The sequence below is a fragment of the Levilactobacillus parabrevis ATCC 53295 genome, assembly GCF_001434055.1.
Classification (GTDB): Bacteria; Bacillota; Bacilli; order Lactobacillales; family Lactobacillaceae; genus Levilactobacillus; species Levilactobacillus parabrevis.
In genome coordinates this window covers 52929-79352 of the sequence record NZ_AZCZ01000002.1, presented here as the reverse complement: position 1 = coordinate 79352, position 26424 = coordinate 52929, and the positions used below count along the sequence as shown (strand labels likewise).

At 45.4% G+C, this 26424-nt stretch carries 15 protein-coding genes; 5 read left to right on the top strand and 10 right to left on the bottom strand.

The features are described from left to right. Nucleotides 1-171 precede the first annotated feature (171 nt). Nucleotides 172-2433: a MucBP domain-containing protein gene (locus FD07_RS00930; protein ID WP_020089473.1), complete on the top strand. Its 2262-nt coding sequence runs from the start codon at nucleotides 172-174 to the stop codon at nucleotides 2431-2433. 79 nt (nucleotides 2434-2512) lie between these two features. Here FD07_RS00930 and FD07_RS00925 read toward each other — a convergent pair whose 3' ends face one another. The 5 genes from FD07_RS00925 to pglZ all read right to left on the bottom strand — a co-directional run bounded on the left by FD07_RS00925 (nucleotide 2513) and on the right by pglZ (nucleotide 10793). Beyond that, on the bottom strand, nucleotides 2513-3712 hold the full coding sequence (locus FD07_RS00925; protein WP_020089474.1) for an ROK family transcriptional regulator: 1200 nt from the start codon (nucleotides 3710-3712) through the stop codon (nucleotides 2513-2515). A gap of 350 nt (nucleotides 3713-4062) precedes the next feature. Continuing rightward, the gene (arsC, locus tag FD07_RS00920; protein ID WP_020089475.1) at nucleotides 4063-4476 is read right to left on the bottom strand and encodes an arsenate reductase (thioredoxin); all 414 of its coding nucleotides are present in this window, start codon (nucleotides 4474-4476) and stop codon (nucleotides 4063-4065) included. Between the two features lie 212 nt (nucleotides 4477-4688). Next, nucleotides 4689-6068, bottom strand: coding sequence for a branched-chain amino acid transport system II carrier protein (gene brnQ / locus FD07_RS00915; protein WP_020089476.1), 1380 nt, complete (start codon nucleotides 6066-6068; stop codon nucleotides 4689-4691). Between the two features lie 812 nt (nucleotides 6069-6880). Further along, nucleotides 6881-8209, bottom strand: a complete 1329-nt coding sequence (locus FD07_RS00910) for a replication-associated recombination protein A (RefSeq protein ID WP_020089477.1) — start codon at nucleotides 8207-8209, stop codon at nucleotides 6881-6883. Between the two features lie 43 nt (nucleotides 8210-8252). Further along, nucleotides 8253-10793: a BREX-1 system phosphatase PglZ type A gene (gene pglZ / locus FD07_RS00905; RefSeq protein WP_020089478.1), complete on the bottom strand. Its 2541-nt coding sequence runs from the start codon at nucleotides 10791-10793 to the stop codon at nucleotides 8253-8255. Between the two features lie 88 nt (nucleotides 10794-10881). On the opposite strand from pglZ, the gene pglX (FD07_RS00900) reads away from it, so the two are divergent. Together pglX (FD07_RS00900) and FD07_RS00895 are read left to right on the top strand one after the other, a co-directional pair. Continuing rightward, a complete protein-coding gene (gene pglX / locus FD07_RS00900) occupies nucleotides 10882-13029 on the top strand; it encodes a BREX-1 system adenine-specific DNA-methyltransferase PglX (protein WP_156403277.1) in 2148 nt (715 codons plus the stop codon). A 53-nt stretch (nucleotides 13030-13082) separates the two neighbouring features. After that, a complete protein-coding gene (locus tag FD07_RS00895; protein ID WP_020090501.1) occupies nucleotides 13083-14171 on the top strand; it encodes a tyrosine-type recombinase/integrase in 1089 nt (362 codons plus the stop codon). 58 nt (nucleotides 14172-14229) lie between these two features. Here the strand turns inward: FD07_RS00895 and pglX (FD07_RS00890) are convergent, their stop codons facing one another. From pglX (FD07_RS00890) to FD07_RS00875, 4 genes are read right to left on the bottom strand one after another with little or no spacing between them, the layout of a single operon-like run. Then, entirely contained in the window at nucleotides 14230-17796 is a 3567-nt protein-coding gene (gene pglX, locus FD07_RS00890; RefSeq protein ID WP_057161927.1) for a BREX-1 system adenine-specific DNA-methyltransferase PglX, read from the bottom strand. A gap of 32 nt (nucleotides 17797-17828) precedes the next feature. Then, on the bottom strand, nucleotides 17829-21500 hold the full coding sequence (brxC, locus tag FD07_RS00885; protein WP_020089143.1) for a BREX system P-loop protein BrxC: 3672 nt from the start codon (nucleotides 21498-21500) through the stop codon (nucleotides 17829-17831). A gap of 12 nt (nucleotides 21501-21512) precedes the next feature. Continuing rightward, nucleotides 21513-22091 carry a DUF1788 domain-containing protein gene (locus FD07_RS00880; protein WP_020089142.1) on the bottom strand — a complete coding sequence of 193 codons (579 nt, stop codon included), beginning with the start codon at nucleotides 22089-22091 and terminating at the stop codon, nucleotides 21513-21515. Nucleotide 22092: 1 nt separating this feature from the next. Beyond that, the gene (locus FD07_RS00875; protein WP_020089141.1) at nucleotides 22093-22686 is read right to left on the bottom strand and encodes a DUF1819 family protein; all 594 of its coding nucleotides are present in this window, start codon (nucleotides 22684-22686) and stop codon (nucleotides 22093-22095) included. Nucleotides 22687-23164: 478 nt separating this feature from the next. Between FD07_RS00875 and FD07_RS00870 the strand changes: the two genes are divergently transcribed. Then, a complete protein-coding gene (locus FD07_RS00870) occupies nucleotides 23165-24088 on the top strand; it encodes an exonuclease domain-containing protein (RefSeq protein WP_020089140.1) in 924 nt (307 codons plus the stop codon). 186 nt (nucleotides 24089-24274) lie between these two features. On the opposite strand, the gene brnQ (FD07_RS00865) is transcribed toward FD07_RS00870, so the two are convergent. Beyond that, entirely contained in the window at nucleotides 24275-25648 is a 1374-nt protein-coding gene (gene brnQ, locus FD07_RS00865; RefSeq protein WP_373879001.1) for a branched-chain amino acid transport system II carrier protein, read from the bottom strand. A gap of 445 nt (nucleotides 25649-26093) precedes the next feature. Between brnQ (FD07_RS00865) and FD07_RS00860 the strand changes: the two genes are divergently transcribed. After that, entirely contained in the window at nucleotides 26094-26363 is a 270-nt protein-coding gene (locus tag FD07_RS00860; protein WP_020089138.1) for a type II toxin-antitoxin system HicB family antitoxin, read from the top strand. Nucleotides 26364-26424: the final 61 nt, after the last annotated feature.

Here is a 26424-nt window from a genome sequence, read left to right as displayed (position 1 = left end):
ATTCCTTGACATATAAGCATTTCAGTCAAATTTCAGCTGACATTCCCCTGTAGTTAGGACCCTAAATATTATGAGGTATCTTATAGACTATTCTAGCTAAACCTCCTATACTGAGGTTAATAATTAAGTACTCATAATGCTAGTAAGGAACCGCGCCAAAGGAGGAGCCTCATGTCAAAGTCAACTAACGTCACATTACGCTACAAAATGTATAAGAGTGGGAAATCCTGGGTTTTCGCCGGTATCGTTTCGGCTGGTTTAGTCTTCGCCTTCGGTGGAACCGTTGCCCAAGCGGACACGACAAACACGGCCACTGATCCCACCACGACTACTGAAGAAAAAGCGCCAACCCCAGTAGCGCCGACTGTACCCACACCAGCTGCACCAGTTGCTCCAAATACACCAACTGCACCTAAACCAGTACCCGCGGACGGGCCGACAGAACCAACGACTCCCCCTGCACCAACTAATCAACCGGCAGAACCCAAGTCATCAGAGGAACCTGCCAACCCCGCTGGTGACCCCTCAGTAACGGAAAGTCCCGCTGTACATAAACCAGCCAAACGTCTCCAGGCACCAACACCACACCAAAACGAGCCAACACCACCGACCAATCCAGCTCCAGCTTCCACCGCACCTACTGCACCAGTAACTCCGGTTGCCACCGCGGCCCCACTTTCGGCTCCGGTCAACGAATCAATTGACGTTTGGATGCCCAACAAGATCCTTCAAAAGATGGTTGCCAAGGCCATGGGTATCGATGTTTCTCAAATTACCAAGGACAATATCGCAACTGGTTTGACGAGTCTCGCAACTGCTCATACCATTGACAGCACCGTTTATATCGATGGGCAAACACCATTTTCTCTGGAAGGCTTGCAGTACGCGACTGGCTTGACTTCACTCGATCTTTCTTATGACAATGGTATAGATTACATGAACCTGCAAACCTTACCGACTGGATCTGGGGCTTACGGAGATATCGTTGACTTGACGCCTCTGGCTAGCCTCACAAACTTGACGACCTTAAACGTTTCTCGCAACAAAATTGTCAACCTCAAACCACTTGAAGGCCTTAAAAAGCTGACGACCTTGAACGTCATGTATAACTGGATCGGTGATTTCTCAATGCTTGATGCTAAGCAGATCGCATCGCTTAAAATCAGTCACCAAAACTTTGTCGTCGACTACGCTCAGCAAAAATTTGTAGACCAAACGACGCACGCCATTACGGTCGCCCCATTGATTCAGTTACCGCAAAATTACAATGCCACTTTGGCCAGACCATTTTTAATTAACTCTGAAAATTTTAAACTTGTTGAAACGCAGCTCCAGCAAATCCATGTCGCTGGCAACCCATTTCAGGGTCATCAAATCTTCTCACTCTACTATTCTGGGATGACATCAGATGACTACACCGTCAACACTGACGGCAGTATCCAGTTCACCAACATTAAACCACAAAGTACCTACTACTACGGTGGCACCTATGGAGAATATGCTGATTCAGTGGGGGTCGCAACGCCTGGCAACCACAAGTTTTACCTGCGTGCTGACCTGACGAGTAGTCGGATGGATAATTTCACCGTTCTCATCCCCTACGACAACGCAGAAAAAGCGGCGGCCATTACCGTTCAATACCGGGATGAAGCCGACGACACCGCCACTATCAAATCCGATCTGAGCTTTGGAACTGACAAAATGACCGGCGACCCCTACGCACTGACACCAGATCAATTGGCCGTTGACGGTTACACCTACGATGACGTCCGCAATCAAAGCGCCGCCATCACGGGAACCCTCTCCAATCAGGCTCAGACCATCACCTTGTATTACACGAAGAATGCCACCAAACCGGTGACGCCACCGGTTGTAACACCACCCGTGACCCCAACCAGTACGGTAACCGTCACCGTCCACTACCAAGACAACCAAGGTAATTCCTTATTGCCAGACGCACTGTTAACTGGTCAGTCGGGAACCGCTTATCAGGTAAAGACGCCGGTCATCAAGGGTTATCAATTGGACTCAGCCAGCAACCCAACTGGTACATTTGGTCCGGCCGACCAAACCGTCACCGTAACCTACCACAAAGTCACTTCAGGTGGTGATGGCGCAACGATTACGCCAGGCATCAACAAAGTTAAGCAACAACCCGACATGGTCACACCAGCTAAGCCAACACAACAAGACTTAACGACACACAGTGGTAACGCCGCAAAAGTTGCAACAGTGGCGAGCCATCCCCAACGCCTGACTACGCCAGTAAGAACTGCAACCCGTGTCGCCACTAATCAAGCAACACCGTTAGACAAGCAAGCCAAGACTGTTCTTCCCCAAACCAATGAGCACCGCACATCACCGCTGATTGGTCTGGGACTCCTGCTGGCTAGTCTCATCGGGATCACTACTCGCTTCCGCAAACGGAACTAACTTCACAACAATGCAAAAAGCAATGGTCGACGCGAAATTCATCGTGTCGGTCATTGCTTTTCTTGTACGTAATTTACAATTAAATTTCAGTATCTTTTGCCTTCGGCCGGTCAAAGTTCAACTCGTAACCATTCAGGTTCAACACACGGTGGGTAATCAGCGAACACCCACCCAAAACCGTGGCCAGTCGCGCATTGTTGGTCAGCTCGATACCCCGGTCATCGTTTTCGGACAATTTCCGGTAAGCGATCCGAATGTCATCTAAAATTCCAGGCAACTCCTCGATTAATGGCGAGTTGATAAAGAAAGCATCGGGATCCAGCGTCCGCATCGTGTTGTAGATCAGACCGGCAATTCCGGTCACGAAAGTCTTCAGAATTCGAGCTGTTTCCGGATCACCATCTTTGTACAGGCGAACGATGTCATCTCGGTCAAGATCACGCAATTGCTTGTGCTCCTCGACCTGTTGGATGATGGCATCTTCCGAGCAGATATCTTCGGCGTGAATTGGCCGGGCGTTACCCGCATCGTCAAATTGCAAGCTGGCAACCGTGCGCCCAATTTCACCGGCATCCCCGTGTTCACCACGGAAGAGGTCCCGGTGCAAGATGACCCCGGCCCCAATCCCACGGTGAATACTGATGGTAACGGCACTGTTCAGATTCCGGGCGCCGTTAAAGTCACGTTCATAGACGGCAGACAGGTTGGCTTCGTTTTCCAAAACCACGGGCACCTGGTATGCGTCCGTGAAGACCTGTTCCAGGTCAACGCCATCCATCTTAATGAAGGGCGACGTGACGACTTTATTATTCATAACGATTCCGTGAATGGAGAAGCAGATACCCAGCAAACCGTTACTACTGGTATCCGCCGCCTGCGTGTCCGCAATATATCGCTGAATACGCGTGACCATTTCATGGATCGATTGATCCTTGGTTTCAATCCGGTCGTACTGCCAAACGTGACCGTCTAAACGTGTTGCCAGCGCATGTAAGTGCCGGTACCCCAAATCAAACGTCAACGTGTACCCATAATTCTGGTTAATTTCAACTAACGTCGGCTTACGCCCACCTGCAGTGGAAGCCTCCCCCAGGCCTAATTCTGTCAAGTAACCTTCGGCCATCAGGGTGTTATACAGAGATGAGACCGTTGACTTATTTAGGTGAAGCTGGTGAGAAATTTCGATCCGCGAGGTGGGATGGTTATTAAAAATCTGCTGCAGAACGAACTTCAAGTTCTGATCATGCAACTGATTACGATTCATACTACGACGAACCATCCAATCCCTCCTTAGGTCGTTCTTGCACCACTTCTCAAGTCGTTACTGTTAGTGCAGCAATAATACCAACTAACTGTGATATCGAGCTGACTCATTGATAATTCGATTGGAAGCGATAACAGAAACTAACATCATGGTTCAGTGAACCAACTAACCCCAGTATCGCCCACACCTTGTGAAATATCAACTGTTTGTTGGTAATTTGTTCATATTTTTTCTGATTAGTGGCGTGATTAGGTTACTGGGGGGGAGTATCGCCGCCTTAAAAATAAAAATCGTGGCTAGGTCATCTCTCTCACCTAACCACGACGCAATCACTTAACTTCACTATTTTAGCAACAACGATCGGCTTAGCTTAGTGTCTGAATCAGTTCTTTAACTCGGCCCTCAATGTCATCTCGAACCTGCCGGAAAACAGCGAGAACTTCTTCATCGGTCCCGGTCGCTTGAGCGGGGTCCGGTAACGGCCAGTGGCGCTTGGCAACCGTTGGCGGGGTCATTGGACACTTGTCGCGGGCATCCCCACACAGCGTCACGACCATATCGCTGTGCTGTAAATAATCATTATCGATCAGTTTGGAGTGATGCTGACTGATGTCGACACCCCGTTCCGCCATCACCTTGACAGCTAATGGATTTAGACCGTGCCGTTCGACACCGGCGCTGGCAATTTGCCAATCCTGTGGCGCCATCTGCCGGGCAAAGCCTTCTGCCATTTGGCTACGACATGAGTTTCCGGTACAGAGAAAATAGAGTTGGGTCATGGGTGAAACCTCCCTTAATGCTGATAATCATATCCTTGAAAGTATACCATGTTAGCCACCAAACAAATATCAAACTGCTCCAAATCGCCCCTACACTTACTACTAATGTAAAGTTCCGTAAAATGGTCTCACGTTTTTCGCAGTCTTTAGGAAAACTAAAACATCGCACCGGAAATTAATCCGTGCGATGTCTAAATTTCTATTCAAATCAATTACTTTTCAACCACCGTAGACTGTTCACTCGCCCAGCGGAGATGGCCCCAGACGATACCCAGCACGAAGCCGACAAACGTTGGCACCAACCAGCCAAGTCCTAGACTAGCAAATGTTACGACCTGATGATAGAAGTTCAGGACGCTGGCAACCGGACCAAAACTGGTCACCACCTGTGGTGAATTGGCCAACATATCTAACACAGCTGGTACCACCGTAAAGGCAATCGTCAGCTTGTAAACAATCCCAGCATACGGCCGCTTAGCAACGGTCAACGACACAAGGATCAATGCCAAGGACAGCGGGTATAGCAACATCAATACGGGCAATGACCAGGCAATGATGGTATTCAACCCCGCATTAGCAACCAAGAAGGAAACAAACGTGGTTACTCGCAACCAATTAAGGTAGCTGACTTTCGGAAATAGTTTGTGGAAGTCTTGGGCAAAGGATGTAACCAAGCCCAACGCCGTGGTGAAGACCCCTAACGTGACCAGGACACCCAGGAAGGCCGTCCCGAACCGCGTGAAGTAGTGACCGACAATTTGTGAGAGGGCCACCGCACCATTGGCGGACAGCGTCAATTTGCTCAAACTGAATGCCCCTAGCAAAACTAAACCGAAGTAGATCAAGATTTCCAAAACAATACTCAGTGTCCCGGCCTTCGCTGTTAACTTAGTCAGCTCACGGTCGTGGTACCCCAAACCACGGACGGCATGGACAAACGTAACACTCAAAGCCAATAATGCCACGGCATCCACCGTGTTGTAGCCTTCCAAGAACCCACTGATCGTCGCATTACTCTGGTAAGCCGTCGTGGCCGCATGATCCAAACCACCCATCGGATTGATGAACGCGACCACAAAAATGATCGCCAACATGGTTAGGAAGCCGGCATTCAGATACTTGCCGACAACCTTGACCAGATTATTTTGGTGCGTCGCTAGCAAGTAAGCCGCACCGAAGAACAAGCCGGTAAAGACTAACATTCCCACCGTGTCGAACCGCTTAGGCAAGAATGGTTGTAACGCCATTTCATACGCCGTAGCGGCCGTCCGGGGCGTTCCGAAGAAGGGCCCGATGGTCAGGTGAACCAAAATCAAGAACAGCGCGGCGTAATGCCGGCCCACCGGCTTGGCCAGATCATAGAGCCCGTCACTCTTGGTAACTACGACCGCCAGAATTGCTAACAACGGGAATAACGACCCAGAGATGGCGAACCCCAGGGCTGCGGTGAACCAGTGGCCCCCTGCCATTTGCCCCAGGTGCACTGGGAAGATTAAGTTGCCGGAACCAAAGAACATCCCAAAAATCAGGGAACTTACCACTAATAGTTGCCCAAGATTTCTGCGCGGTTTGCTAGTTACTGTCTTATCCATATTGATTCCTCCACAACCTAATTTAGTTTTAAACGTCAAAAGAGCCCTTCTCCCACTACGGGAAAAGGGCTCTACAAGTAGAACGGTACCACCTTTTTGTGACGGTTATCCATCACACTCATCGCGGACTAACATCCGCTAGCCAAATAATGGTGGCCACCACGATTACCTACATATCAGCATCGAACTCGGAAATGATTTTCGTCCCCGCTTGATGGTCACTTTCCACTGACCGTGACTCACTGCGCATCGCTACGAGAACTACTTTTTTCCTCAACGTTTTTTAAGTATTGATTGTATTATAGGTGGGTGGAAATGAAAATGCAATGGTAATTTTAATTATTTTCTCATTTTATTTTTTGGTATATTTATTTGGCTCTTAAAAGCTACCAGTGGAATTCAATTCTAATCTTAAAAAAAGACGATATTTGAATAAACAGCTCACCGAATGGCATTGTTTATTCAAATATCGCCTGATTTTCAATAAACAGCTCGCAAAGTGGCACTGTTTATTCAAATATCGCTTAATTTTCAATAAACAGCTCTCAAAATGGCGTTGTTTATTCAAATATCGCCTGATTTTCAATAAACAGCTCGCAAAGTGACATTGTTTATTCAAATATCGCTTAATTTTCAATAAACAGCTCTCAAAATGGCGTTGTTTATTCAAATATCGCCTGATTTTCAATAAACAGCTCGCAAAGTGACATTGTTTATTCAAATATCGCTTAATTTTCAATAAACATCTAGCAAAGCGATGCTATTTATTCAAATATCGCTTAGATTTCAATAAACAGCATTTACCAGCTAGTTTACTCTTTACCATCATCCGCATGCTCGCGTCGCCACTGCTTCACATAGTCCAGGCGCTTCTTGAACAGGTCCTCTCTACCCTGATTCGTAGGCTGATAATATTCATGGCCCACCAGTGAGTCCGGCAACGTCTGCATCGTGGTCAACTTATCTTTGGTATCGTGGGCGTACTGGTAATCCTTCCCATAGTCCAGGTCCTTCATCAGCTTGGTCGGGGCATTGCGAATCTGTAGCGGCACCGGTTCATCGCGTGTCTCCTTGACGTCCTGCTTGGCCGCTTGCCGAGCCTTGTAAATGGCGTTAGACTTCGGCGCCAGCGCGAGATAGGTCACAGCCTCCGTCAGATGCACGTCACACTCCGGCATCCCTAAGAACTGGCACGCCTGAAAGACGTTGACCGCTACGTTCAGGGCATTCGTATCGGCCAGACCAATGTCCTCACTAGCGAACCGCACCACCCGTCGTGCAATGTACAGCGGGTCCTCGCCACCCTCTAGCATCCGTGACAGCCAGTAAATGGCGGCGTCCGGATCACTGTTGCGCATGGATTTATGCAGCGCGGAAATAATGTTGTAGTGCTCCTCGCCAGTCTTGTCGTAAAGCACGAACTTCTGCGAAATCAGCTGCTTCAGATCCGCCATGTTGACGGTCACCTGGTCGCCCTGCTTATTGCCATTGAGTACCGCCATTTCTAGCGTATTCAGGGCACTTCGCGCATCGCCGTTAGCAAATTCAGCAATCGCTCGCAGCTCATCATCACCAATTTTAACGTTACCCTTGAATCCATCCGGACTTGCCAGCGCATTGGTCAGGAGCTGCTCGATATCCTTGGTTTCCAACGCCTTGAGCACGAAAACCTTGCAACGAGATAAAAGCGCCGAGTTAATTTCAAACGAAGGATTTTCAGTTGTCGCCCCGATCAGCACGATACTGCCGCGTTCCACGTACGGGAGAAAGGCGTCCTGTTGAGCCTTGTTGAAGCGGTGGATTTCATCGACAAACACGATGGTCTTCTCGCCGATCGCCATGTCACTTGCCGCCTGCTTCATGATTTTCTTGATCTGACTAATGCTACTGTCGACGGCACTGAACCGCAGAAACTTCGCCTGCGTTTGCCGCGCAATAATCTCTGCCAGCGTGGTCTTCCCGACACCGGGTGGTCCCCAGAAAATCATCGACGAAACCTCATCATTTTCAATCAGCTCGCGAAGAATCTTGCCGGGTCCCAGTAAATGCGCCTGGCCCACGAAATCCGCAAGCGACTGCGGCCGCACCCGACTGGCCAACGGTCTATTCTGTTGATTGGCAAATAACGACTCCTGCTCCACGAGAATCACCACCCTTTTAAGTCAATCATACCGCCAAAATCATTTAGAAATCAAAATCATTCAAATCTGCAATATCCATTGTAAACGGCGTTTCCGTCTTCTCACCATTATTCATATTTTCAATAACCAAGTAATAGTTCTTCTGCTTATCATAATCGTGATCTGCTAAAACGACCTGCACATTTTGCATCCGATCCTTCACAGAAACTGATCGGCTATTGGCATTAACCATCGTCTGGCCAGAGATCTGTTGATCTTGGTCATTGATAAAGTACAGCTTGAATTCGGCTGGAATAACCGTTGAACTGATGGCCGCGGATTGGCGAACAACCAGGGGGACCGTCAGCGAGGTGATCTGGCGATTCATACTGAATAACTCCAACTCAACATCATGAGCAGCGGAGCGACTAGACGTCGTTCTCACTTCTAGCAAAGGCACTAACATTTCTTGCAAAGAGGCACCACCGTGAACGTAGTTAAATGAACCAACAGCCTTAAAAATATTAGCCGTCTTCGGATAGTACACATTTTTAGAATCATCATTTGCAAGAATTGTACTCAACTTCTGATGGCCAATACCTGGCGTCTCAAATTTTCGAGATGAGATTAAATACCGTTGCGACTTCTCATCCCCATCTTCCTTGGTAATTTCAATTTTATCCGTTTCTTTAAGCCGATCATTTCTGTAAATGTAACCATGATCAGCCGTAACGTAGATTTGGACAATACCCTGCGTACGCAAACGCGTAATCAGCTGCTGAATCTCGTCAATTGCTTCTTCAGTTGCCTTAAAAACGTCATCCTCTGTCTTCTTGTTATCGCCAATTGCATCAACTTGGTTATGATAAATATAGACGACTTCCTGCCCTGTGAACTTGGAACGGATACCCTTAGCTGTTGCACCCTTTAACTCATCCAAAGCGTATGCCGCACTCTTCGGATTGTAGCGTTTCAAGATCTCTTGACGATGTTCCAAACTGTCAGCTAATTGCCCATCGACTGTCATCTTTTTATTCTTACTATCCAAACTCAGTTTACGATTTGGTAGCAACAATGGCATCCCAAGATACGTTACTGATGGTAATCCAGTAATCATATAATTCATATCTAAACCAGTCACTTGATCTTCATGGCTCAGTCGTTTTTGAAGCTCCTTAGCAGCTTCAAACCGAAATGCATCGGAGATGATCACGACGACCCGATTCTTTTCTGGTGAAACATGGAATCGATAAAAGTTCCGTTGTAGATGCTTGGGCTTAATTTCAGAATAATCCAGTTCCTGATTCCAGGCATAAATGGAGTTATCAAGATAATTGTTAACATAGATGGACTCAATCAACTTTTTAGTTTGCGCAAACTGTTCTGGCATTCCAGCCTGTTGATAATAATACGTAAATTTCCGATAGTCTGTGTCCATCTTGTAGCCCGTACTGATGTAATCGTCTATCATCCCTTGCAGGTTATCCTTAGGCTGTTGGTGGGCATTGCGGACAATATACCAGGCCTTGCGCATCATTCGGTAGAGCCGCGCAAAACGTGGCTTACTGCCGTAGTGTGTTTCTAGCCGCTGATGCGTCGTTTCGACCACTGTCTTGCCATTTAGACGACTGTCCAAGTCCTCAATTTGCAATCTCTCTTGAATCCACAGTAGAATCCGCTGATCAAACCGGGGGAAAACATCAGACTTCGCCAAATCATCAATTTTTGTATTCCTGAACAACCGATCACCATCGACGTCACGCCAAACTACATCGGCGATACTATCAAAGCTATCTTCGCCCTGAGCCGTGGTACTCTCTCTCCGGTTACTAAACTGTTGCACTAAGGTCCGCACGTTCGCGCCATGCGCGCTCAAATCATACTGTGTGAGACTCTTTGGCAGTGGCTTGTCCATCTGTTGGTACACTACTGTTAAATACATGCTCGTCATCAGTTCTTCAAGCTGTGGCTGCTGACTAATGTATCCAAAACGTTCAGCGATTTCTGACCAGAACACCTGTAAAACACCGAATTTTTCAAAGTCTGCCAGCACCGAATTGTCCTTAACCCCTTTAGCTAACAATTCCTGTAGCAAGTCAAAAAAATCAACGATGGGTTGATCTAAGTGAACCAAGACAGCCATGATGGCCAGCTCTGGCTTCTTCTGATAACTTGCAACGTCGTAGCGTCCAAGACTCTTCCGCCGTTGAATGCTAGCAAAAAAGTTGGCATACTCTTTGATAAATGGCTTCAAGTCATCCGGTAATCCAAGCTCTTTACGCAAAATTTCTTTAGAGTCGGCACTGAACGTCCCTGAGTACCAGACGATACTTCGGAGATGATCCTCCTCAAGCGCAGGTTCGGCAGCTGGTGAATAGACCAAGGCCTTCTGCTGGCGGGGCAACGTGAGTAGATGTTGCTTCGTTGCCAACTGTTGACCGGGCTCCATCACCACAACTTCGGCGATATCCGCCAATGCCGCCTGAATCTCCGTAATGCTGTCGGCAAAGTCGCCATTGTCGTCATACCAAAAGACAAATTGATTTTGTGCGGTAAACCGCTTTTTAAGTGTGGTAATGATTTGATTGATATCCACGTCTGCCATGGTTTCTGCTCCCTTTATAATCCGTTTTAATGTCTAGGTTAATCATAACGTAAACTGCTACGACCTGCAGTATAATTTGTGAAATTTATTGTTCACTCCAAGCTATCACGATGGCGTTATTCAGCATTTAATTACCGACGTTAGCGAGGATGATTTCAATGTGGCCGTGGGTGGTCAGGTCGAGATTATTGGGTGGCTGTATCAGTACTATAATACGGAACCGAAAGACCGGGCATTCAAGAAAAAGAAATACCTCGAATCTGATATTCCAGCTGTTACACAATTATTTACGCCCGACTGGATTGTTAAATACATGGTTGAAAATTCCTTGGGACGTTATTGGGTTGATGTGCTGCAAGCTAAGGGAGATCCACGTTCTAGTAGGGAAATTGCTGAAGATTTTGGCTGGCAATACTTTATGCCTGAAGCTGAACAGTCGGATCAAATTAGTATACAGACTAATGTTGACAGTCTCTCACAGGCGGACATTGAAGATGTGACTTTGATTGATGCGGCTATGGGATCAGGACATATCTTAATTTATGCCTTCGAAGTCTTTATGCAGATTTACGAGCGAGAAGGCTATTCTCACAGAGATGCAGCAAAGTTAATCGTTCAGAAGAACATCTATGGACTAGACATCGATACTCGTGCCTTCCAATTAGCTTACTTTTCGTTAATGATGAAGGCTCGTGGCGCTAATCGTCGTTTTCTAACTTTGGATATTCGACCAAATGTGTTTGATGTTCCTGAATCCGGCGAATTAACGAGTGCAGACTTCCAGGAATTACTCCAGTCTGAAGACGAGTCAAAACAGTTAGACTATTTGCTGGATCAATTTCGTTATGGAAACGAGTATGGATCTTTAATCCAGTTGGATAAGTCTGTAGATTGGTCAATGATAACGCGGATTAGCAACCAAGAACTAGATGAAGGCCAGCTGTCGTTGAGTTCTATCGTACTGACAGAGAGCCAAGATAAATTGCGTGAAATCTGTGCTGTTGGGAAAATACTGTCACGACAATTCACTATTGGCGCGATGAACCCGCCCTATATGGGTTCTGGTAAGATGGATTCGATCCTTGGAAAATACGTTAAAAAGCATTTTCCAAATAGTAAGTCGGATCTCTTCGCGGTATTCATGGAACGCCTACGAAGTTTAACTGATACGAATGGTTATTATGCTATGATTACGCAACATGCTTGGATGTTCCTTTCGAGTTTTGAAAAATTACGCTCAGTTCTGAAAGCAGATACGTTGATTAATATGGCACACCTGGGAACACGCGCGTTTGAAGAAATTGGTGGAGAGGTTGTTCAATCTACAACATTCATCTTCAGACACCAGACTATTGCTAATTTCATTGGGACTTACGAACGACTGGTTAACTTTGATTCGCAGCAGAAAAAGGAACAAGCTTATTTATCGGCAGTTAAGAATACCGATGTGGGCTACCTTTATCGAACTAACCAAGCGAACTTTGCTAAGATTCCGGGAATGCCAATTGCTTATTGGGCTAGTGCTAACTTGATTCATGACTTTGAAGTTGGTACGCGCATGGGTGAATTGGTTGATGCCAAGGTTGGTCTTCAGACGGGGGATAATAATAAGTTTTTACGGATTTGGTATGAAGTAGATAATAAGAAAATAAGCTTCAGATCTGTTAGTATATCTGAGTCAGTTAAGTCTCAAAAAAAATGGTTTCCTTGTAACAAAGGTGGCGCTTATCGAAAATGGTTTGGAAACTATGATTATGTTGTAAACTGGAAAAATAACGGTCATGAAATTCGTAATTTTACTGATAAAAATGGTAAAGTACGGTCACGACCACAAAACACCGATTATTACTTTCGTGAAGCGATAACTTGGTCTGATATTACGAGTGGTGAATTTGGTGCAAGATTAGTCGATAATGGCTTCATACCTGAAACTACAGGCATGTCTGCTTTCTATAAAAAGATGGATCTACTATATTTGATGGCATTATTGAATACGAAGGTTGCTGGACATATATTCAATTTACTAAATCCGACAATTCATTTAAAAACCGGTAACTTTGTTAATTTTCCAGTTTTGCTGACAAAAGACATTGATCTTACTTTGGTGAAGAAATGTATAGATATTGCCCAAACAGATTGGAATCTATATGAAACCGCTTGGGACTTCACCACTCATCCACTCCTAACCCACATCGCTGACGATAACCTATCATACTGTCGTTCTCCCGTTGGCTAACTAGTCAATCTGTGACAAAATTGTGCCAATAGACACATAATGGAGGGAAAAACATGGTAAGTTATCGTAAACGTGGTAATGCTTGGCAATACGAAATCTCCTATAAGGACCAAAATGGAAAGTACAAGAAGCTTCGTAAATCAGGCTTTCTGCTCAAATCTGAGGCTATTTTAGCTGCTAGTAAAGTTCAAACGGAGCATCCCAACCTCACAACTGTCCAGTCTGGTAGTGAATCCTTAGTCTCCTACTATCGGCGGTGGATTCAAGTTTACAAACAAAACGCCGTAACACCAATTACCTATAACAAATACCAAAATACCGCCAAACATGCCAACGAGCTTTTTGGCGACCTCAAATTGAAAGATTTAACCAAACTTATCTACCAAGAACAGCTAAATAAATTTGCCGAAAGTCATGCCAAGAGAACGGTTTCGTGTTTCCACAAACAGCTTCGTGCCTGCATTCTAGAAGCCTTAGATGAAAAAATAATTACCACTGACCCGACCAGAAAGGCTGTGATCACAGGTTGTGAACGACCTAAAGTTTCTAAGACTCTGAACTACGATGATTGGAAAAAACTACTACTCAATCTCGATACATCACAAATTGGCGAAATGATCGTGTATTTAGCTGCTGTCACTGGCATGCGTTATGGTGAAATCGTAGGGCTCACGCCAAGCGATATCGATCTAAAAAACAATCTAATTGCTGTGAACAAAGCTTGGGATTACAAGTATAAGACCGGTTTTATGAAGACCAAGACCCAGTCCTCGGTCCGAGACATTGCCATTGACCAACAAACTAGTCAGAAACTTCAAGAATTTCTTGATCTGCACTTTCTGAGTTCAAATCGTCCCATTTTCATGAACGCAACCGGTCATATCTTGGTTAGCGCCGAAATCAATAAGATCCTGACAGAAAAGCTAGAGCAGCTCAACATTCCTCGAATCACTTTTCATGGTTTACGACATACACACGCTTCAATCCTGCTCTACAAAGGGGTTAGTGTCTTATCAGTCTCTCGTAGATTGGGACACAGTAACATCACAACCACCCAATCAACATACCTACACATCATCAAAGAACTTGAATCTCAGGATCAAGACAAGATCATTTCAATCCTGAATAATATCTCAAAATAGTTGGCACATAACTTGGCACAAAGGGGGCTTCTCATCGGTTTGAGAAGTCCCCTTTGGCTTATTTTAACTTAGACAAAATGGTGCTACCATCTTGAAGCTTGTCGTAATTCACAACAACTCCATCATCTAAATCAAGTTCAATTTTCTGGTTAGCAATATGCTGAATCACCGGATCATACTTAATGATTTCAGCTAACTGCTGGTTTAAATGCTTGAGTTCCTTTTCATAGCGCTTCTTTTGACTCGTTACCGTCTCATTACTTGCTAGCTGAGTCAATTGACCAATTCGTAATTCGTACTTGCCCTGCAACGGATGCAGATAGTTTGTCCGAATCATGGCCAATTCATCAGAATCGTAGCGATGGAGGTACATCAATGCCTTGAACCCATTGTTCTTGCCACTGCTATACTCCCAATATATTGGCCGCTTTTGATAGATCTTCTTGTGATCCTTAAAGAAGTCTTCCACAAAGTACCGACGAATGGCCGCTTCATCTGAATCAGCCTTTTTCCCAATCACTGAGGCAATATAAGTAATATTCTCATCAACCGTTTCTGGCCCAAAAGTAGCCGTTAAAAATTCCTTCAAACGATAAATAATATCACGTGAATCATCAAAGTAGTCGGTATCGTTTAGCATCAATAGATTATCTTCGTTTGGCACAAATGACCGGTACTTGCTCGAATCCCATTCACCACCAGCAAAGGCCAACCCTTCAACATCTAATGAATAACGACCAAGCACAACACCCACGAAATACGACAGGAAAGACTTAATGTCGCGTTCTTCGTCAGCCAGCCTTACAGAAACATCCTTATCAGCTACTTCTGGTGTTAGTTCATCGTTCAGGCCATACAAATCAATGAAGATTCGATTTAACTCTTCTTCATTCGCCTTGAGCTGATCAAACCGATCTTGAGCTTCATTTTGCCATAAATTAAACGCATTTTTAAGCTTGCCATTCACTTCGTTTCGCTTATCGTCAGCGATGTGGATTAGGAGTGGATGAGTGTTGAAGTCCCAGGAGATCTCAAAGCAATCCCAATCATCTTTTGCAATGTTAATAAGTTCTTTTACTATGCGTATGGGCTTCAGACCATTACTTAAAAGAACAGGAACGTTATTGAAGTCACCGACTTGAGAGTTTATTGTTGGGTTTAACGTACGCATAATTTTATTCGTTACTTTCGTGCCTAAAAACGCGAGAATATACAGCAGCTGATTCTTATCTGTGGAGAAAGCTTCATTTCCAGCTGTTTCCGGTATAGAACCATTTTCCCTATACAGTACACTAAATTGACCTGAAGTTATTTTGGGCCAAGTTATCGCTTCACGAAAGTAATAACTAGTGTTTTTTACTACAAAGTCAGGAGTCTTTAAATAAGGATATTTTCTGAGTACATTATTTTTAATTTCCGAACCATCATTTTGATAATTGATTACATAGTCATAGTTTCCATACCATTTTCGATATGCGCCTCCCTTATTGCAAGGAAACCACTTCATTCCTGATGACAATGCGTCCTGAGTAGATGTGGCATTAAAATTAATCGCCGACTTCTGTATTTCAAACCACATGCGTAAAAATCTTTTGTTGTCTGTCGTCGCAATACCTTGTCGAGCGTCTACTAGTTCACCCATGCGCGTACCAACTTCAAAGTCATGAATCAAGTTAGCACTAGCCCAATAAGCAATTGGCATTCCCGGAATCTTAGCAAAGTTCGCTTGGTTAGTTCGATAAAGGTAGCTAGTATCAGGGTTAGCTATCGCCTCAAGAACCTTATCCTTCTGGACATCCATGCCACCCTTGAACGCTGAAAGTTTCACGTAAGTGCCCACAGCCTCGTTTGTCACATTCTTCATCACAAACGTATTAATCGGTACCGTTGCTTCTTCAAATGCAGAGTATTCCATCTGAATGAGACTATCAATCTTCTTCGTTTCAATTAAGTACTTCCGCAGCTTTTCATAAGTCTTGATGAACATCCAAACGAATGGCGTCATGAAGGCGGAATAGCCACCAACTTTAGCTAAATTACTGTTATTGAAAATAAATACCGAGAATAGATCACCAGAATAATCTGCATAGTGCTTTTTGACGTACTTTTTCAGTGCTGCATCCATTTTGTTCATGTAAGGTGGATTCGTTACGACCACTTCATAATGTTTAGTCAAAATTTCAGCAATCGATAGAACTCGTAATAGCTTATCTTTCGTCTCTTGTAGACCAAAAACATCCAGTCCCTCGACCTCTACCGATTTGATAGCATCCCGCAAAGCTTCAAAATTATAGTCTTTATTATCAAAATCGATAATTGATCCTAGTTCACGTGCATTACTGAATCTGTCAATAATGTCCGCCAAATCAGCTTGAGACTCCTTAGGTATCCGCGTCATGAATTCTTCTGGAATATCGTCGGTATCTTCAAAAACAAAAACGTTCGGTTCAAAGCTGCCCTTACGCAGTGCGCGACGATTAAATTGACGAGCCTTCATCATCAACGCAAAATACGATAATTGATACGCCCGCTGGTCAATTTCCAGTCCAAATAAATTATTCTTGATAATTAGAGTAGCGGCATCTCTGACAGAGTAACCTTGTTCTTGATAGATCTCCATCAAAACATCAAAGGCATATACCAGAATATGGCCTGATCCCAAGGCATTATCAATGATTTTTAGATCTTCAACTGATTCGTCGTCACTAATCACTTCAATATCGCCGGGAAGTAGAAACTTCAGCTTATCTTTAAGATTGCTCTCGGAGTGTCGCTCTAGCCAATACTTTCCCAACGAATTATCTACCATGTATTTAACAACCCAATCCGTGGTGAACAATTGGGTAGCGGCTGGAATGTCATTCTTTTTGACAGGGCCACCAGTAATATTCACAACTTGATCATGTGGTTCCGTATTATAGTACTGATACAGCCACCCAATAATCTCGACCTGACCGCCCACGGCCACATTGAAATCATCCTCGCTGACGTCGGTAATTAAATGCTGAATAACGCCATCGTGATAGCTTGGAGTGAACAATAATTCTGCATAATCATTCGTTGTTTCGAATAAATAAGGCAGATTCTTGTGTAAAGCGTTCGCCTGTTTGATGAATAACATCTGGTACTCTGCGTCCATGTCGCTCGGTTTTTCCGTGTCCATTGCCCGATCAATTAATGCATGTTCTTTGAATGTAAATCCACCCAAATCCTCTTCGGCATCCCCTGTATTTACCATAATATCTGGAACATTACGGTTCTCGGTGCTTGATAACACCCGGATACCACTAGGCAAATAGTCGTTAACTTCCATAAAGCGAATGGCAATGATTCGGTTGAACCACGTGTAGGCGACCTCTTCGACCAAATCATTGAATGCTGTGGCAAAGTCATTCTTACGTGACCGTTGATTCAGCTCGTCAACAAGCTTTTGACGTTTCACGATATCATGCCCTGTGATTCCGTGTTGATCATCTACGTAATATTCAATTTCTGATGTTGAGACTGACAGCTTGTCACTGGCACCCGTTTCAGTAATTCCCAGCGTTGCCGCCTTCAACCTGATACTTTCGATGAGTGAATTACGTGCCGCAACCGCAAACTTTTTAATTGCTGTTTTATCCATATACTTTTCCTTCACTCCATCTCAAATCTTGACTACAGTTCAAAATCAATTTTGCCATTATCCTTTAGTTGTTGTTTGAGGATTGTTCTCAGTTGTTCAACTTTAACGTCAATGTCCTGAGAGTTGCTCAAACGCCAGGTCTGATCCATCGGCAAGGTTTTGGCGCTAACATTCTTAGGTTCCTTCTCTACCACTACCTTACCAGTCGAGCCTGATTCAGGATCGGGTCCTGAACCTAAACCTGGTGTAACTCTAGACAATGTGTTTCGACCGTTACCTGTATTATCATCTTTCTCGTGACTCGCCCGATCTGCTGCTTCAGCCCGCATAGCCAACAACCGATCCATTTCTTTGGTCAAAGCTTCCCGTCGCTTCTGCGCTTGTTGCGGCACGACAAAGAGTTCGTTTAAAGTGGTCGCATCCCGTGCGTTTTCCAACAGGTGCATAAAGTCTTGCTTAATCCTGCTTTCAAATTCACGCGTTAGCTGGTGCTCCTCCGCATAACTCTCCGTGGCAGCCTGTTCATCCTCAATTTTACTCTGAGTGTCACCCAAGCCTGCATCGAATTCGGTACTAAATGCTGTCCGAAAGGCTTCTACCAAGTCGTTAAGCTTTTTAGTTTTACCCTGTGGCCGTTGACGCATAATCTTATCAATTTGCGCAATCAAGTCTTTGACCTGTGGACTAGTGACAAATTCTTTGGAATGCGCGAAAACATTCTGTTGGAAATGCGCATCCTGCCAAATTTTCTGTTGCGTTGCACTGTGATAGAATTCATTGATACCATCGTCTTCCATCTCGTCATGCCAGTACAGCAGGTCTTCTCGTCTTTGGCTAATCAGATCATAGAACTTATCGGTATCATGCTGTACCAACAATTTGTTCATCAGATCAATTCCGTCTTGCAAAACGTCGTGGCCCGGATAGAATCCATCCTTATTGGCATAAACTGCCACAGCATCACGTTCATGAGTCACCGCATCCTGCAACTCGTGCATCAAAGTGTCATCCTCGGCATCGCTAAACGACTCCTTGCCAAAGACCTCCTTTGCCACCTTTCGTAGATCTTTCTTCTTCTGTTCGCTAATCGCTTGGCGTGGTTCCACTTGAACAGCATCAATATACTGCCGCTTAAGGAAGTATTTGGCCAACTCGTTGGCCGACGATTCTGCACGTAGACTGAGTGCTTCACCGTTCACATAAACTTTTAGCTTAGCATCAGCGAAAAGTCTGGCAACTAACCATTTGGTATCAATCTCACGATATCCATAAGGCACTTTACTGAATCGTTCTAAAATGGACTTGTAGGAGATCTTATTATGGCCCGAATACTCGCGGTTAATCCGTTCCAAGACGGCTTGAACGGCCCGCGCATTTTCATCGGTCTTGACTAATTCATTGGTGTCTTTGAAGAGCGCGACAACGTCACTTTCTTGCTTAACCACACTAATGTAGTCTAAGTTACGATAGATTTCGTTAATCAACTGCTCCTGCGCCTGTGCTAACCGGGCAAAGAAATCCTTTGTCCCAGCGTCAATTCGCTCACCTTGCACGTAAATGTCCGCGCGTTGGAGCACCTCCAAGAGTTCCTGAGCCACAGTAGCCTTCAACGAAGATAGCTCCGTCTTCTTTAAGTCCACGATTCGTTGTGAACGGGCATCCTGCGACTGCTCCTGAGGATTTAAAATGAACTTCTGAATCCGCAATACTTGCTGCTGGTCATCGGCATATTGTCGTTCCTGTGGCAGATCGATAATAATCTGCGGCTGTTCTGGCGAACTCGATTGCCGTCGTAATTCGATATCCTCATGATTATCTACATTTTCAACTGTAGAAATCTTCAGGTTAATATCTTGATTAGTCTGACCAACTGGACGATCATCCACCCACTGATTAAAGACGAAGGTATACTGCTGCTTCAGCTTTGGATAGGTGTAGCGCTTTGAAATTGCAGCACTGCTGAAGAGGTACTCCCCAATCGCCTGTGAGATATCTCCAGAATCCACGTTTTGCCGTTGAATCTGCTTACTGATGTCCTGTTCCGCATCGGTTAAGAACTCATAGCCCTTACTGGTCTTTTCAACAATATTTTGTTCTTGCAGTACCTGCAAGGCTTGTTTAACCTTGGCTTCCAATTCAATCCGGTCCGTATCGATCGAATCAATCATCAGCGTCACCAAATTATTCAAAGTGGCGTCAAAGTCTTGAACGTACTTTACCATGAACAAAGTTTCCAGAACCTGAACAGCGAAGGGATTATCTTCCCCCGTTGGATTGATCAATTCATTGTTCTGTGCCCGCTGAATCACAATCATATGGGTATGATCCAAGAAGTGACTCAGTCCCTGGAAGAAAATGCTAAATGGAACTAAAACTTTTGTATCGCGATTCTCTAAACGTCGTGCCGATTCCTGGAACACAGCCAACATTGATCGTTCACCGTTGGCCAAATGCTTTCCATCAGACCCATTCTCCCGAATCGCCGTCAATGTATCTTGCAGTAGGAAGATTTGGTAAGGGACAAACGGATAAAGATCAGCAAACATCTTCGCGTTGTCGTAACGCTTCCGTTCTTCTTTGCCATCAAAGCTGATTAAGTTATTAATGACGTGCTGATTGTCTCCAAAGGTGGCTTCCAACAACCGCTCGCTACTGTCCGTCTTTGCAAGCAGTCGCTTTTGAATCACCTCATCAACGTTTGCTGAAGACATCGCAATCCGTGTCTTGAACCGGCCCTGAATCTTGGAGAAATCTTGACCATTAATGTTGGTGGTCACCTTATCAATCGCCTGTTGACTTGTGACAATAACCCACGCCTTACCATGCGTGTAAGTCCCTAGATCTTCAACAATACTCTGCAGATTAAGCATCCGCTGTTGACTAGATCCGATGTATTGCCCAACTTCATCTACTAGAAAAACCATGTGATAGTTAGGCTCTTGCTTTTCAATGTATTGATTGACTAATTTGGCAAAGCTCTCCACGCTAACCGGATATTCCTTCTTCAGTTGGTCGATAAAACCATTGGCATCATCCGTCGACATAAAGCCAATACCAACCAACGTATCACGAATGGTTCCCTTCAAGAAGGCATAGGCATTACGTGCGTCCTTCCACTCGCGATGTTGCCGATCCAATTCCTGAAATTTCGCTTGAAATTCGTCATATTTTCCTTGTGCAATCAGATCACGTTCCAAATCAGCAATCCAAAAGTCAGCGCCAAACAAGCCCAACTGTTCGTTAAAAACCTGGAGGAAAACATTAAGGATGGCATCCTTTTGCGACTTATTACCATTCTTGGCCTTGGAATCAATGTTGAACAGCATGACCTCGTTCGGCACCGTGGTCGCCAACTTCATGTCAGCTAAGGTTCCCTGATCGTGAATCTTCTGATCATCAACGAAGTAATCGAGGGCCTTCTTCCCAGCAACTTCTCGGTTTTCCAATAAATAAGCTAGAATTTTCAAGAAATGAGATTTCCCAGATCCAAAGAACCCGGAGATCCAGACACCCATATTAGTCGTATCGTGGTGAATGCCCTCCGCATAGGCCGCGAAGAAGTCCTTGAAGTGGTTATCCAGTTCCTTGGTCACCACGTATTCTTCTAATTCCTGTTTAACGTTTGCATCTTGCTCATCGCCAATCGTAATGACCCCTTTAATATCTCGGTCAATCGATTTGGCAAAAATATCTTTAATTTTCATTGCGGCTCTCCCCTAATTGATCTGAAATGCTCGGTAGTAGTTATCCTCTTTGGACTCACCAAGCATACTGAGACTTAAACTATCATACGTCCCGGGATAAAAGAAGACTACCGGGACGCTATTTACGATCTGATGCATGGTGTTAAGCACCTTGTGTGCGCGGATTAATGGGAAGATTTCGCCAATTCCAGTGACAAACACAATCACCGGATCCTTAGGTAAGTGTCGCTGCATGTATTGAACGAACAGATTATCAGAACTTGTCATTTCCAGCGCGTTATTCAATTGCTCTGTTAGATAATCAATCCCATCAGACGCTTCCATCGCTATGACATCTTCGCGAATGCCCATATCATCTAACAATTCCCACATGATGTTGTATAAATTAAACTCAACAATGTCCATGCCAATCGTTTCCCGATTCAATTGCTGTTCCATGCTGTGAATCTCTTCGGTTACCAATGGCTGATCCTGTGGTGCAAAAGCTAAAATATAGTAGGAAACTTCATTGGATAGTCCCCGACTTTGCTGAAAATCGGGATCCGCAACCTTTTCACGTAAATGCTTCAATTTTTCTGTCGTATTTGTCATACTATCTCCCCAAAAGAGCTGCCAGTTGCCGAGTAGCTCCCTTTGTTTGCAATAAAAATTCTAATCGTGTATCCAACAACGGTCGTTTTACCAAGTCATAGTCCCCCTGGTCCTCGAGTAAATCAGCCTCACGGAGAAAAGTCTTAAACGTCCCAGACAAGCGCCGAACAGTCTGCTCCGTCCAAGCTGCAATTTGCAGACTATCAACTTGCTTCTGATTAAAAAAAGCTTCTACTTCATAACTATGTAACTTAGCATCCCCCAGGAGCAATTCACTCCGGTAGACCTCATACATGAAGTCGTCAAATAGCTGGTTACACTTCACACTAGCGACGAGATTAACCAGTTTCTGATTGGCCATATCCAATGATGGAAAAAGATCAAAATAATCATCATCCAATGTATCCACACGTTGTTTAACGACCCGCACCATGTCCAAAGACCGTGCCTTAGATTGTTGTTGAAAGTAGTTCTCATCAACGCTCATCTCGCGAATATCATCATCACTGATGCCTTGCTCACGAAGTTCTAGGTACTGGGAAAATTCGTTAAACCAGAACGAATGCGTAATCATTGAAGCACTGTATTGTGCCATTATTTATACCAGCTTTCTATCATCGGAATGCTTGTCCTTATCACGTTCTAAGTATATAAGATAATCGCAGTCAGCGCGAGACTTTCAGTAGAATTAGCCGACCGTCGCCCCAATTTATTATAAATTCACTTATTGATAAGTATAGCAATTGCCGGTGAGTTCAAAAAGAACCTACACTTACTACTAATGTAAAAATAGCGAAATTTGTCGCATTAATTTTAATTAGACATCAAAAAGGCAAACAATTTCTTCGGAAAATGATTTAAAACAACACACCCTGTCGTCCATCACGCCCCACCAGCACTTCCAAATTCACTACCGTCCCATACCTCCTAATCGGGCAACCATATTATCCAATAAGGCCATAGTGAATTGTCTAGTATTTCTTAACTTTATACCGTATGATGGAGAAAATGTCCAGTCCGAATCTGCTAACTGTGGGTTACATTTGCTGGCCAATCAAAGGAGCCTCACAACTATGGAAGACTACGTTGCAATCGATGTCGAAACGGCGAACGCCTCGCGCGCCTCAATCTGTGCCATCGGGATCGCCCAATTCAAACGCGGTGAGCTGACCAATAGTTTCTACAGCCTCATCAACCCACACGAACCGTTTGCCGACCGTAACACCGCCATTCATGGAATCGACGCCAACCTAGTCGCCACCGCACCGACCTTTAGCGATCTGTTGCCACTCCTCCACCGCTGGCTCGATCATCAACTGATCGTCTCCCACACTAATTTTGACATCTCGGCGTTACGCCAAACGTTAGCGAAACACGGCCAGCCGCAGCTTCCTTTTAAATACTTCGATAGTTATATTGTCTGCCAACAACTCATCGCCTATCCCCATCACCGTCTGGCCGATATGGCCGCCTACTTCGGCATCCACAACGCCCACGAACATCACGCCCTCAGCGACGCGCAAACCTGCGGCCACATTATCGCGTCCCTGGTTGCGCAACTCGAAGTCCCCACGCTCAACAGTCTCCTCAACGCGGCCGGCTTTCATCAGCTGGGAGTCTCCTCACAACTAGAACAGAAAAAATTTCAAAAGACCAGCGTACTCGACCTGATGGATATCTCGCACGATGTAAAAACGGCAACTTTTGAAAAATTCACGCCCGCCGCACTCTTCTACCAACGCAACGTGGTACTCACTGGTAACTTGCAGCTCATGACGCGTGCTACTGCCTTTCAAAAAATCACCGCAGTCGGCGGCACCCCACAACACACCTTAACGGCAACGACCAATTTTCTTGTAGTCGGCCACACCAATCCACAGGTCGTCGGCAACGATGGCAAATCACCCAAGATTCGCAAGGCCGAGGAGCTTAACCGCATCTTTCCGGTCATCACCATCATCGGCGAATCCGACTTTCTCAAGGCCATCGCCCAATAAACTTAGTCACTAAAACAGAGTCTGGCGGCAAATTCCAGACTCTGTTGTTATCCAATCTTATATGGTAGAGACATGTGCCAAAAGGCAGTCAGTTCCGTTTAAACCTGATAACTAAACCAGCCAAAACCAGGACTATTCGGTCATCAGCCTTAACGCTCACCGGCTAACCGCCCCTTATCCCACATTTTAACGATTGCTCTCAGGCAGCGTCCCGCGTTGGCCGACCCAGCGCAAACGGCCCCAGATGATGCCGATGGTAAAGCCAATCAGCGTGGGTACCAGCCACCCCAAGCCAAGACTCGCAAATGGAATTGCCGTGTGATACAGCGTCAATAAACGTTGAATGGGGGCTAAGCCAGAGATGGTGGCCGGTGTATTGGCCAACATATCCAAGATTGCCGGTAAAATGGTGAACGCAATCGTGACCTTGTAGACGGTACCAGCGTAAGGTCGTTGCGAAACAGTCAGTGACAACAGAATCAGCGCCAAGGCCAACGGGTACATCAGCATCAGAATGGGTAACGACCAGGAAATGATGGTGTCGAGGCCCGCGTTGGCCACCAGGAAGGACAGGATCGTCGTCGTTCGTAACCAGGCCCGGTAGCTGACCTTTGGGAATAACTTGTGGAAATCCTGGGCAAACGAACAAACTAAACCGATGGCAGTCGTCAGCACACCCAACGTGACCAGAGCCCCCAGCAACAACGTTCCCACGCTGCTAAAGTAATGCCCCACGATTTGAGAAAGCGCGATCCCCCCATTTGCGGAAAGTTTAAACTGATTCATGCTCAATGCGCCCAACATGACCAATCCAAAGTAAATCAAGACCTCTAGCGAGATGCTGATTAGTCCAGCCTTGGCCGTCAGTTTCGTCAACGCCCGGCCCCGGTAACCCAAGCCACGAATGGCATGAATCAGCGTGACACTCAGCGCCAACAAAGCGACGGCGTCCAATGTATTGTAGCCTTCCAGCAACCCACCGATCGTGGCATTTGCCTGGTAGGTAGCGGTCGGCGCCTGACTGAGGTTACCCATTGGTTTGATAAAAGCCACTAGGAAGACGATGGCCAATAACGTTAGAAAACCGGCGTTCAGGTACTTACCCACAATCTTCAATAAACTGTTCTGATGGGTCGCAGCCAGGTAGGTCACCGCAAAGAATAAACCGGTAAAGAGCAACATGCCCAGTGTCGAAAAATGCTTGGGAATAAAGGATGCCACCGCCATTTGATAAGCCGTGGCGGCCGTCCGTGGCGTGGCGAAGAACGGACCAATCGTCAAGTGAACCAGTATGAGAAAAATGGCTGCGAAGTGACGTCCCAGTGGTCGTGCGAAGTCGAGCAGGCCATCGCTCTTGGTCACAACAACGGCGAGAATCGCCAGTAGCGGGAACAGCGACCCGGAAATCGCAAATCCCAACGCTGCTAAAAACCAATTCGATCCAGCCATCTGACCCAAGTGAACGGGAAAAATCAAGTTCCCAGAACCAAAGAACATCCCAAAGATCAACGAACTGACGACTAACAATTGCCCCAAATTTTTCCGTGGTGTTGCGTTAATTTCTTCCATCTTCAATTCCTCCTGAACTTAATTTTTTTACCCGTAAACGTGAAAAAGAGCCCTCTCCCATACGGGAAAAGGGCTCTACAAGTAGAACGGTACCACCTTTTTGCGACAGTCACCTACCACACTCATCGCGGACAAACATCCGCTAGCCAGGTAATGGTGGCGACCACGACAGCCTTAGCAACTGCCGAACTCAGAATTAACCTTCACGAACGCGCGGCGGTCACTTTCCACTTCACGTGACTCCCTAGGCACCAACGGATTCGTTACTACTTTCTTCAACGTTTTATAAGTATTGTTGTGTATTATAGACTGCCAATCATTAGAAATCAATGGGTAAATTAAAAAAAGATGAGAGAGCTTAAACCTAACGAATTGCCTTTAGACGTGGTAAGCTCAGTCCAGTTACATAAGGTATCTATAATTGGAGGGCTCACTCATGAAATACCGATATGCTGCACTCTTTTCACAAAATTCAAACGGGCAAGTAGAAGTTACTTTTCCCGACTTGGCACCCCACGCTGCCACATTTGGCAAAGATATGCCCGACACCCTACACATGGCAAACGACGCACTCACAGGTTACTTGCTCACAGCTGAGGAAAACCGCGAAAGATTGCCCCAACCGTCAGACCCGGGTAGCATTGCCCATACGCCACAGCAACTGGTCATCCTCCTTACAGTTGACCTAAAGATTGCTCGCGAATAAAGCGTTCCACCATTGAATCGCAATAATCGCCGGGCTTCTCCAAATCGTTAATTCCAGCCCC